Raw genomic sequence first — 11,394 nt, forward strand, 5'->3', positions numbered from 1 at the left:
TTTTACTGTAGGTATTGAAGGTAATAATTGCAAAATAAGGCATCGAATTAGGCGCGGTTTTAGAAGGAGTTGTAATTTTTCAAAAAAGATTGAAAACCATTTTAAAGCTTTCGACTTAACCTTTTTTACATCAATAATGGCTTCATTTAATGTCAGCATACTTTTTGAAACACCACCCTATTTTTAAATATGCACCATCTGCAAAGTTATAATCTGCACTAAAACACAATAATGCAAAGATAAAATATGTAAATATTTTCATGATTTAAACTGGTTACTTATTTGAATTATTTAAACGATGTTAACTCCGAAACATACATAAAAAAAGGGCTGCTGACGCAACCCTTTTTTAATCTAAAACCGATTAACCAATGAACTTACGTGCATTACGGAACATACGTAACCAAGCACCATCTTGATCCCAGTCTTCTGGTTTCCAAGAATGCTGAATCGCACGGAAGTTACGTTCAGGGTGCGGCATCATAATTGTTGCACGACCGTCTTGAGAGGTTACACCGGTAATACCTTCCGGTGAGCCGTTCGGGTTCAATGGATAATGTTGTGTTGCATTCCCCAAGCTATCTACATAACGCAGAACCACCTGATTCGATGCGTTGAGCGCAGCAAAGTTTTCCGCAGTTGCAACCGCACGACCTTCACCATGTGCTACAGCGATCGGCAGAATCGAACCTTCCATGCCCTGAAGCAATACAGAGTTTGATTTTTCCACACGAACATTCACCGCACGTGCTTCAAACACTTCAGAAGTATTGCGGTGGAAACGTGGCCAAGCATCAGCACCCGGAATCAGCGGAGCCAACTGAGACAACATTTGACAGCCGTTACAGATACCCAGCGAGAAGGTTTCCTGACGGTTAAAGAATTTCTCAAACTGGTCACGCAGTTTAGTATTGAACAATACTGATTTTGCCCAGCCGCCACCAGCGCCCATCACGTCACCGTAAGAGAAGCCACCACAAGTCACTAAGCCTTCAAAATCATCCAGGCTGATACGACCTGCCAGCAAGTCACTCATATGTACGTCAACGGTATTGAAGCCGACTTTATCAAATGCTGCTGCCATTTCGATATGACCATTGACACCCTGCTCACGCAGAATCGCCATGTTCGGACGACGTGAATTAATGTACGGCGCTTCAATCGCTTCATTCAAATCAAATGTCGGTTTCGCAATGATACCTGCATGAGATTTGTCAGTGATAAGAGCAAATTCCTGATCCGCAGTTTGTACGTTGTCACGTAGGCGCTGGATTTGGTGGGATACTTCCGTCCAAGCCACTTGCAGATCAGCACGTTCAAGTACTAGACCGTTTACAGATAACTGATCCGTGTTATTTACCGTACCCACCACCTGAATGGCATCTTTCAGGGTAGATGCTGCAACTTCAGCTTGTAGCGCTTCCCAGTCTGCTTTGGCAATTTGAAGGACTGCACCAATTTCTTCAGCGAATAAGCTTGCAATTGATTGATCTTCTAGTGCTACACCCAAACGTGATGCGAACATCATTTCTGCAACAGTCGCCAATAAACCACCATCACCGATGTCATGATATGCCTTGATCAGACCACGGTTGTTCCAGTCTTGAACCAAAGCGAAAAATGCTTTGAAGTCATCGAAGCTGTCGACATCAGGCGTCACAGAACCGATTGCTTTATACACCTGAGACAGAATCGAACCACCTAGACGGAACTGACCTTTAGACAAGTCAATACGAACCAGTACCGACTCTTCATTTTTCAATTCAGGGGTCAATGTTTTACGAACATCGGTCACAGGTGCAAATGCAGTAATCACGCCTGACATTGGAGAAGTGACAGACTTGTCTTCGCCTTCGTCATTCCAGGTGGTACGCATTGACAATGAGTCTTTACCGACTGGAATTGCGATACCCAGTGCTGGACACATTTCCATACCGATGGCTTTTACACCTTCGAATAGCGCTTGATCTTCGCCCGGTTGACCTGCAGCAGCCATCCAGTTTGCAGACAATTTAATGTCGCTGATTTTTTCAATCTTTGCAGACATGATGTTCGAGATTGATTCAGCCACTGATAAACGTGCCGATGCAGCAGGATTGAGCAATGCGACTGGTGGACGTTCACCCATCGCCATCGCTTCACCGGTGTAGCCTACTAGGCTTGTCGTTGTTACCGCAGCATCCGCCACCGGAACCTGCCAGCGACCGACCATTTGATCACGTGCCACCATACCAGTAATCGAACGGTCACCAATACTGATCAGGAATGATTTAGAAGCCACTGTCGGGTTTTTCAAAACGCGATAAATCGCATCTTTCAGATCTGTGACTTTAGCCGCGTCGAAATCATCGCCTTTGCGTTCAATCGTTTCATATGAACGGCTCATACGCGGTGTACCACCAAGCATCACCTGCATTGGCATATCCACTGGCTTGTTGCCAAATAACGGATCTTCAACGGTTAAGTGACGCGCTTCAGTTGCTTCACCGAGTACCGCAAACGGACAACGTTCACGCGCACAGATCGATTCAAATAATTCTAAAGAAGATGGACGAATCGCCAGTACATAACGCTCTTGCGCTTCATTTGACCAGATCTCCATAGGCGACATGCCCGGCTCAAGCGATGGAATCTTACGCAGATCCAGCACCGCACCGAGTTCATGGTCATTCACCAGTTCAGGCATGGCATTCGATACACCACCTGCACCCACATCATGTACAGACACGATCGGGTTCTGGTCTTCCATGCGCCAGCAAGTATCAATCACTTCCTGACAACGGCGTTCCATTTCCGGGTTTTCACGTTGTACCGAAGCGAAATCCAGGTTTTCGCCGAGTTTACCGCTGTCTACAGAAGATGCTGCACCACCGCCGAGACCGATCAGCATGGCAGGGCCACCGAGCACGATCAATAAATCGCCCGGCAAGATTGGATCTTTTTCAACGTGATCTGGACGGATGTTGCCATAACCACCGGCAATCATGATTGGCTTATGGAAACCTTTAACATCGCCATTGATGTTTTGTTCAAAGGTACGGAAGTAACCATTTAAGGCAGGACGACCAAATTCGTTGTTAAACGCAGCGCCACCCAATGGGCCTTCAATCATGATTTGTAGCGGCGATGCCATACGCGATGGCTTGCCATAGTTTTCTTCCCAAGGCTGTTCAAAGCCCGGAATGTTCAGGTTAGATACTGTAAAGCCGGTTAAACCTGCTTTAGGCTTACCACCACGACCGGTCGCACCTTCATCACGGATTTCACCGCCCGAACCTGTCGCAGCACCGGCAAATGGTGCAATCGCTGTCGGATGGTTGTGAGTTTCCACTTTCATCAAGATATGCGCGGCTTGACTCTTATATTTATAAACCTGCTGGCCATTGTCTTCTTTGGTTGGATAAAAACGCTGGGTATCCGAACCGACAATCACCGAAGCATTGTCTTTATAAGCCGACAATACATCTGTAGGTGATTCTTTATAAGTATTCTTGATCATCTGGAACAATGACAATGGCTGAACTTCACCATCAATGGTCCATTCAGAACCGAAGATTTTATGACGGCAATGCTCAGAGTTTGCCTGTGCAAACATCATCAGTTCGATGTCATTTGGATTACGACCCAGCTTGATAAACGCTTCAGTCAGGTAATCAATTTCTTCCATCGACAATGCAAAACCAAATTCATTATTGGCCTTAACCAGTGCTTCTTTACCTTCACCCAGAATATCAATCGAGTTCAGTGGTTTTGGTGCTGTTTCAACAAACAGTACCGCAGCCTCTTCAATCGCATTGAATACGCTTTCAGTCATACGGTCATGCAAAATCTGTTGAACTTCATTTGATACGTCTTTTAGACCCTTCAACGTAAATAAAACGCCGCGCTCAAGACGATGAACCGGCGTATTACAGTTTTTGAAAATGTCTGTAGCTTTAGAAGACCAAGGCGAGATGGTGCCGACACGCGGTGTCACTAAAATTTGGATTTCATCACTTGCAGCCTGGTGCAATTCAAAAGATTGCCCATCGTTGAGAAGCTGTAAAGCTGATTGCTGTTGTTGCTCGCTGAGCGCTTGGTCAAAGAGGTAGACCCATTGACTTTCAATTGATTGAACAGAACTAATTGACGTCAAACGCGATAATAGTTGAGTTTTCTTAAAAGAAGAATGTGCGGGTGCACCGGCAACGATAAACATGCTGATTTTGGCTCCACGGGATGGTCTGAACAACCATGCCACAATGTGACTTGAGAGAGCACATATTCTACTGTGAAATAAGGAAATCGGCTAGATGGCAAATACGAAAACTACGGCTGAAATATTCTGTATTTTTAAAATATTGTGTTTATTTTCAGGCAGGAAAATTGAATGTAGTCGCGTAGATTAACACAATTTGTTAAAGAAAAATCAAAACCGATTAACAATAATTTCACTTAAGAAAATTGTATTATTTTTCAACAGCAAGACCACTTAAAATGCGTACAGAACTTATTCTTGAGCCGTTATAAAAAACTTATTAAGGATAGACTGAAACAGTCGAGTTCATTTTTTAGCTCATCTCTCTGTCGGCGAGTTGCACTACTGAAATAATTTTGTATCCAGCTATCCCCATTCCGGGCTCCATTGCAGGATTTAAGACTCTGCCCCGCTGTTCTCCCTTTTCGAGCCTGTCTGTATGAGCAAACTATATCGCCTGCTTCAATCGACTTCCAGTAATATCCGGTAGCCCAGATTACTCCGATCACTCATCTTAATATATGAACTCTATTCAAAGATACCTAAATCTCACATATAAGACCCCACCATAGTTTCTAATAAAGAGTGAGAATTAAAATCAATAGATCTACTTTAGTAAATGGATTTCCAGGATATTAAGTCTGTTTTCACCGATATATTAACCAAAAATATTGATTCAAATATTTCTTAAATTCTTCGCTAAAAAGAGCGAAATTACATGCTAATCAATTGAAAATATAAAGCTTAAATTCAAACTGATTCTCGGCCTCTATTCTTATGAAAAAATTCAGAATATATAAGCATCATCAGACATGAATTAATGAAAGTTTTTTAGGCTATTATGAAAAAAATCACTACTCATAATGAAGAAAATAAGAAATATTAAAATTTTGTTACTTTTTCATTTTCTGACTGACATCCATCTTTATTCTAATAAAAAACCATGCAATAAATACCTGTAATTCCTATAAAAATATATAACCAACAGATCTACATTTTATAAGATGTTGAAATCAAAAATAGCCTTATATCAGCAAAGAATCTACATAATTAATGACTTCATCAGTAAATTTGATGATTTTATGTTAACCTCTACGCCAATTGCTGAGGAAATGTCCACATTCAGGACGCATGAATCATCCTCTTTTCTGCTGCAGATATGAATATCCAATTGATATTCAGACGCTGGTTTTTTTATTTTCTGTAGCTTCACTGCTCTGTCTAATCTAGAGCCTTAATCTGTTGCCAATGATTTAATTTTCAAAAACAAAAGGTGACCCGCTTAAGGAGTATGTATGTTTCAATTCACTAGTACAGCAACTGTACTATTGATGGTGCTTTTCTATGGCATCACCTTTCTATTGTCGTTACGCATTAAGCAAAAAAATGAAAATGTCGATGGATATATGGTCTCGAATGGCTCCATCGGATTTGGAATGTCTGCGGCCAGTATGACCGCCACCTGGATCTGGGCCGCTTCATTTTATGCAGCAGCTTCGTCCGGATATAAATACGGTGTTTCCGGTGCCTTACACTATGGTTTGTGGGGTGCACTGATGATTTTATTTATCTACCCATTCGGCAAACGTTTCCGCGACCTGGCACCCAATGCACACACTTTGGCAGAAATCATGCATGCACGGCATGGCAACCAGAGCCAGATGATTCTGGCAGGCTCCAATATTGTCGGAAGCGTGATCAGTCTGATGGTAAACTTTACCGCAGCAGGTGCGCTGGTTGAAATTCTGTCTCCCCTCAGCTTTATCCATGGGGTCTTGATTACCGGAATTGGCGTCCTGTCCTATACTTTATGGTCAGGTTTCCGCTCCTCGGTATTTACCGACTTTGGTCAACTGGTCGCCATGATTGTGGCGGCAGTGATCATTATTCCGACGCTATTTTTCACCCTGGGCGGCCCCTCACTGTTCCAGACCGGCATGCATAATCTGCAACCGGAACAACTGGATTTCTTTTCGAAAACCGCATTTTTAGAACAGGGTGCACCATTTTTTGTGGCGGTACTGGCTTATGCAATTGGTAACCAGACCATCGCCCAACGCCTGTTTGCAGTGCGTAAAGACTTGATCAAACCCAGCTTCATTACTGCAACCATCGGTTATGCCGCGATTGTCGTCGGTTTGGGAATGCTCGGATTATTGGCACTATTTGCCGGGATTCAGCCGATTGATGGCAACCTGAACAACCTGATTCCACAAATGGCAGCAACGTATCTGTCTCCATTTATGGTGGCCTTACTCTTTGTCATGGTGATTGGCGCGCTTTCGTCAACGGCGGATTCGGATTTATCTGCCCTGTCTGCCATCGTAATGACCGATATTTATGGCAAACAGATTGCTAAAAATCGTCCTGATCCGAAGAAAATGCTGTTTATTGGCCGGATGACCATGATTGTAGCCACCATGCTCGGTATTTTAATTGCCACGCTTAAATTCGACATTCTAGCGATGCTGATTTTCGTCGGTGCACTCTGGGGTGCCATCGTATTCCCGGTGATTGCCAGCCTGTACTGGGACAAGGTCAATGCCCGTGCCTTTAACTGGTCTGTCGGTATCGCATTTTTAAGCTTTCTGGTGGTTCGATTTGAATGGCTGCCAATTCAGGGTCTGATCGCACTCAGTTTTGAGCTTATGGCCACCATCGGTATTGGTGTGGTACTGGGTCTGATGAGCTTTGGCTTCTTTGGCAAGAAAGTCGGCCTGGTGGTCGGTATTCTGGCCAGTATCGGCTTCCTTCCATGGACCATCGGCTTCCTGCGTGATTATGGCACGCTATTGAGTTCCCTGACCGCCTACGGCAGCAGCGCCATTGTCTGTACCGTACTGACTTTAATGAATAGCAAAGAACGATTTGATTTTAAACAAATCAATAAGATGGTGATTGAATTTCACCAGGTATCTGAGAAAAGTAAATAAGGAGATTTCAGATGAGTAGTCAATTTATGACCCTATATGTACTTTTTTGGCCATTGGTGGCGACGATGATTTTGTTCGTCATTTGCATGGGGGTCTATAAAGACATCCAGGAAGCCAAGATCAGTGGTGAAGATTTGCTTTAGTCCACTTCTATCATGAGATAAAAACAGGTCAATATGACCTGTTTTTTTATAGCGATTGTTCAGCTGAAATTTCCACAGGGTTTTGTTTGTTCCGACAATTCATGTCGCAGCACTCTAGTGCTGTTGCTACTTTTTTGGCATGATGCACTTAGCAAAGAATTGAATAATGATAAATGACTCAAATGCGTTGGTTAGAGCTGCTTTCGACAGTTCGGATTGGTAGTAAAAAGCAAAGTACTGAACTGGCACGTAGCCCGTTCCACAAAGATTATGACCGTATTATTTTTTCACAAAGTTTCCGCCAGCTGAACCGTAAAACTCAGGTTCACCCTTTAACCCAGCACGATGGTATTCATACACGACTCACACATTCACTTGAAGTGTCCTGTATTGGGCGTTCACTCGGGATGCTGGCCGCAGAGAAAATAAAAGATCAGTTACCGCCCTGGATTTCCCCGGCCGATGTCGGTGCCATTATTCAGGCTGCCTGTCTGGCACATGATATTGGTAATCCCCCTTTTGGCCATGCCGGTGAATATGCCATTCGAGAATGGTTCGACGATGCATCGCATACCGATTTTTTAAAAGATCTCAGTCCTGAACAAGAAGCCGATGTACGTCAGTTTGAAGGCAATGCCCAAGGTCTACGCCTGTTGACCAAAATCGATTACCATCCCAATGATGGCGGCATGCGTTTGACTTATGCCACGTTAGGGGCTTATTTAAAATATCCGTGGCTGTCAAAAACCATGGCATCTCAAGTCGATTTACCTGCCAGCAATCGGGCCAAGTTTGGCTGCTATCAGGCCGAGAAAGAGATTTTAAAGCAGATTGCAGAACAACTCGGACTGATTCAGTTAGCTGAATATCATTACTGCCGTCATCCACTGACCTATCTGCTCGAAGCGGCTGATGATATCTGTTATGCCCTGATTGACCTTGAAGATGGTATTAGCCTGAATATGCTCAGTTATGACGAAGTTAAGCCGGTCTTTTTAAATCTGCTCGGTGATTATGGTATTCCTTCTGAAATCGCCATGAGCAATACCACCTGGCAGCAAAAAATTGCCGCCTTGCGTGGTCGGGTCATGAAACGTCTGGTCGATGAAGTGACAACGGCTTTTGCCCGTCATCATGACCAGATTTTATCGGGTCAGTTACAAGGTACTTTATTGCAATATTGTACTGCGGACATTGAAATCGGGATTAATCGCGCCAAAGAACTGGCACGGGATAAAATTTTTGAGCATCCGCAAAAAGCAGGACTGGAAATTATCGCGCATCAATGTTTGCAAAATATTCTGGATGCCTTTATTCCCTTAACAACGCCGCATAAAAACCTGAGTTTTAAAGAACAGCGCTTGATGTCGATTCTGCAACGTTCAGGGGCGAATTTTAGCGCCAGCCATTATGACAATATCATGCAGGTGCTGGATATTGTTTCGAAATTTTCTGATCATCAGGCTTATAACCTGTCGCAGGAATTACAAGGCAATAAAGCCGGATTGTTATAAAATATTCTGCTGTATGGGAGGGTGATTGTAATAAAATCATCTATTTTACAGCGGCAGATTTTGCCTTTCCGGAAAATGCTGACTACTATGCAGCAAAACTGAATTTAGTGATGATAAAAGATGATTGGATGTCTGATTGGTGAAGTACTGGCTTTAGAAGCACCCACCGTACTGTTAAATGTAAATGGCGTCGGTTATGAAATTGATACGCCGCTGACGACTTTCTGCCAGCTGCAAAAAGGACAACAAGTCACACTCTGGACCCATCTGGCCGTGCGTGAAGATGCACAGTTGCTGTATGGCTTTATCAATGCTCAGGAAAAAACCATTTTCCGCACCTTACTCAAAGTCAACGGCGTGGGTCCCAAAATGGCCTTGGGTATTCTTTCGACTTTAAGTGTGGAAATGCTGATTCATACCGTTGAAAATGAAGATGTGAATACCTTGGTCAAAGTTCCCGGTGTCGGTAAAAAAACCGCTGAACGTTTAATGATTGAATTACGTGACCGTTTTAAAGCCATGGCTTCAGGTGCTGCGCCAAGCAATTCAACTGCACCACAGATTCAGTTTATGGGCAATTCAGCCGTGGCTGAAGCAGAAGCTGCATTACAGTCTTTGGGTTATAAACCTGCTGAAGCGCAAAAACTGATTAATGCGATTAAAGCAGATTACACTGAAGCCAGCGACATTATTCGTGCCGCATTAAAATCGATGAATCGTTAATACTGATTTAAATATTCGCTGCAAAATGAAGATGAGAAGGCAGCATGGATGCTGCCGCAGAAATATGGCATAGGATGTGCCATTATTTTTGCAAAGGGTTTTGTTACTTTTGCCCTGTCAAAAGTAAGAGCATGCCTGCACAATGGCATACGAATTGTTAAAGCATTTTGAGGCTATGACTTTATTCACCTCAAATAAACCATAGAGATTAACTCAAAAGATATGCAAGACCGTCTCATCAGTGGTTCTGAAAAACCAGAAGATCATTTTGATCGTGCCATCCGTCCAACCTCACTCGATGACTATATTGGTCAGCCTGTGGTTCGAGAGCAAATGGAAATCTTTATTGGTGCCGCCCGTGGCCGTGAAGAAGCGCTGGATCATACATTGATTTTTGGCCCGCCCGGCCTGGGTAAAACCACGCTGGCGAATATTATTGCCCGCGAAATGGGCGGTAATCTTAAGTCGACTTCAGGTCCGGTGCTAGAACGTGCCGGTGATTTGGCCGCCATGCTGACCAATCTGGAAGAAGGTGATGTCCTGTTCATTGATGAGATCCACCGTCTTTCACCGGTGATTGAGGAAATTCTCTATCCAGCGATGGAAGATTATCAGCTCGACATCATGATTGGTGAAGGGCCTGCTGCACGATCAATCAAACTGGATTTACCGCCATTTACCTTGGTAGCTGCAACTACACGTGCCGGTCTACTCACCTCTCCGCTGCGTGACCGTTTCGGAATCGTACAGCGTTTAGAGTTTTATTCGGTTGAAGATTTAACCCACATTGTCAAGCGTTCAGCCAATTTGATGGATGTACCTATGACGGGAGATGGCGCAAAAGAAATTGCCCGTCGCTCACGAGGCACACCACGTATTGCCAACCGTTTATTGCGCCGTGTCCGTGATTACGCTCAGGTCAAAGGGACTGGTGAAATCAATCAGGATATGGCCCAACGTGCTTTGGACATGCTCAAAGTCGATAAAGATGGTTTAGATACCCTCGACCGCCGTTACCTGTCGATGTTACTTGAGCGTTTTGATGGAGGCCCTGCCGGTGTTGAGGCACTCGCAGCAGCTATGGCGGAAGACTCAGGCACGTTGGAAGATGTAATTGAGCCTTACCTGATTCAGCAAGGTTATGTGATGCGTACTGCGCGTGGTCGTATTGCCACCAATATGGCGTATTTGCAGTTTGGGATGACACCACCTGAACCGAAAGAGAAGTGATTTCAAGAAGCAGCTTAGGCTGCTTCTTCATTTAGCATATTAATTAAAAATATGTTTAAACTTGCATTAATATATCCCAACTTATATTCAAGTTCTTCTAGTTGGTCAGTACAATCCTTATCTCCCAAAATACAGCTAATTAACTGCGTTGCCATATCTAATAAGTCAAATAACTCCTTTCTAACTTGTTCATCTAGCACCTCACCTGGTCTGATATATGAAAGCACCTTGGTTATACTATTTTCAAACTGATGGTAATTCAGCTTTAAACTTTCATTATCTAAACTGGCTATGTTTTTAGTAATCAAATATCGAAATTTAGCATTACTTAAAAAACCAATTCCATATGATGAAATTTCAGAAATTATAACTCTAAGGTTTTCTGCCCTACGTTGTTTATAGAGCGTTTTTAATTCTTTAACTTTTATTTCATTTTGGGATTTAATCAAGTCCTCATTAGACTTGATCTGTGATTCAGTTGATTTTTTGGTGGTGTTTCAAAAAGTATGCTGGCGTTAAACAAATCCGTTATTAAGGTAAAAGAAAGTCAAATCAAAGGCTTTAAAATGATTTTCGAGCTTTTTAGAAAAGTTGCAACTTCTCCTAAATCCACG

The 11,394-nt window shown here is 43.3% G+C and carries 7 protein-coding genes and 2 pseudogenes; 6 read left to right on the plus strand and 3 right to left on the minus strand.

What is annotated here, in order from left to right; all coding sequences use genetic code 11:
- A pseudogene (locus tag FTU82_RS14370) lies at positions 1 to 150 on the plus strand (IS1 family transposase); the annotation flags it as partial.
- A 214-nt stretch (positions 151 to 364) separates the two neighbouring features.
- Here FTU82_RS14370 and purL read toward each other — a convergent pair.
- A complete protein-coding gene (gene purL, locus FTU82_RS14375; RefSeq protein WP_180086404.1) occupies positions 365 to 4,198 on the minus strand; it encodes a phosphoribosylformylglycinamidine synthase in 3,834 nt (1,277 codons plus the stop codon).
- A 1,334-nt stretch (positions 4,199 to 5,532) separates the two neighbouring features.
- On the opposite strand from purL, the gene FTU82_RS14380 reads away from it, so the two are divergent.
- The 5 genes from FTU82_RS14380 to ruvB all read left to right on the plus strand — a co-directional run bounded on the left by FTU82_RS14380 (position 5,533) and on the right by ruvB (position 10,780).
- Complete coding sequence (locus tag FTU82_RS14380) at positions 5,533 to 7,170, plus strand: hypothetical protein (protein WP_005170049.1); 1,638 nt, start codon at positions 5,533 to 5,535, stop codon at positions 7,168 to 7,170.
- An 11-nt stretch (positions 7,171 to 7,181) separates the two neighbouring features.
- Positions 7,182 to 7,313, plus strand: a complete 132-nt coding sequence (locus FTU82_RS16040) for a putative transporter small subunit (RefSeq protein WP_005097597.1) — start codon at positions 7,182 to 7,184, stop codon at positions 7,311 to 7,313.
- Between the two features lie 173 nt (positions 7,314 to 7,486).
- Positions 7,487 to 8,827, plus strand: a complete 1,341-nt coding sequence (locus FTU82_RS14385; protein ID WP_180086406.1) for a deoxyguanosinetriphosphate triphosphohydrolase — start codon at positions 7,487 to 7,489, stop codon at positions 8,825 to 8,827.
- A 120-nt stretch (positions 8,828 to 8,947) separates the two neighbouring features.
- A complete protein-coding gene (gene ruvA, locus FTU82_RS14390; RefSeq protein WP_180086408.1) occupies positions 8,948 to 9,550 on the plus strand; it encodes a Holliday junction branch migration protein RuvA in 603 nt (200 codons plus the stop codon).
- A 222-nt stretch (positions 9,551 to 9,772) separates the two neighbouring features.
- The gene (ruvB, locus tag FTU82_RS14395) at positions 9,773 to 10,780 is read left to right on the plus strand and encodes a Holliday junction branch migration DNA helicase RuvB (RefSeq protein ID WP_004279105.1); all 1,008 of its coding nucleotides are present in this window, start codon (positions 9,773 to 9,775) and stop codon (positions 10,778 to 10,780) included.
- Between the two features lie 14 nt (positions 10,781 to 10,794).
- Here the strand turns inward: ruvB and FTU82_RS14400 are convergent, their stop codons facing one another.
- Positions 10,795 to 11,229 (minus strand): hypothetical protein, encoded by a 435-nt coding sequence (locus FTU82_RS14400; RefSeq protein ID WP_180101501.1) that lies wholly within the window; start codon positions 11,227 to 11,229, stop codon positions 10,795 to 10,797.
- A 66-nt stretch (positions 11,230 to 11,295) separates the two neighbouring features.
- Positions 11,296 to 11,394, minus strand: a pseudogene (locus FTU82_RS14405) (IS1 family transposase); the annotation flags it as partial.

Source organism: Acinetobacter sp. YH12151, assembly GCF_013418355.1.
In the GTDB taxonomy this organism is placed as follows: domain Bacteria; phylum Pseudomonadota; class Gammaproteobacteria; order Pseudomonadales; family Moraxellaceae; genus Acinetobacter; species Acinetobacter pseudolwoffii.

Excerpts from the sequence above, each read along its gene's own strand:
- purL (WP_180086404.1), bottom strand. The coding sequence starts at position 4,198 with ATGTTTATCGTTGCCGGTGCACCCGCACATTCTTCTTTTAAGAAAACT.
- FTU82_RS14380 (WP_005170049.1), top strand. The coding sequence starts at position 5,533 with ATGTTTCAATTCACTAGTACAGCAACTGTACTATTGATGGTGCTTTTC.
- FTU82_RS16040 (WP_005097597.1), top strand. The coding sequence starts at position 7,182 with ATGAGTAGTCAATTTATGACCCTATATGTACTTTTTTGGCCATTGGTG.
- FTU82_RS14385 (WP_180086406.1), top strand. The coding sequence starts at position 7,487 with ATGACTCAAATGCGTTGGTTAGAGCTGCTTTCGACAGTTCGGATTGGT.
- ruvA (WP_180086408.1), top strand. The coding sequence starts at position 8,948 with ATGATTGGATGTCTGATTGGTGAAGTACTGGCTTTAGAAGCACCCACC.
- ruvB (WP_004279105.1), top strand. The coding sequence starts at position 9,773 with ATGCAAGACCGTCTCATCAGTGGTTCTGAAAAACCAGAAGATCATTTT.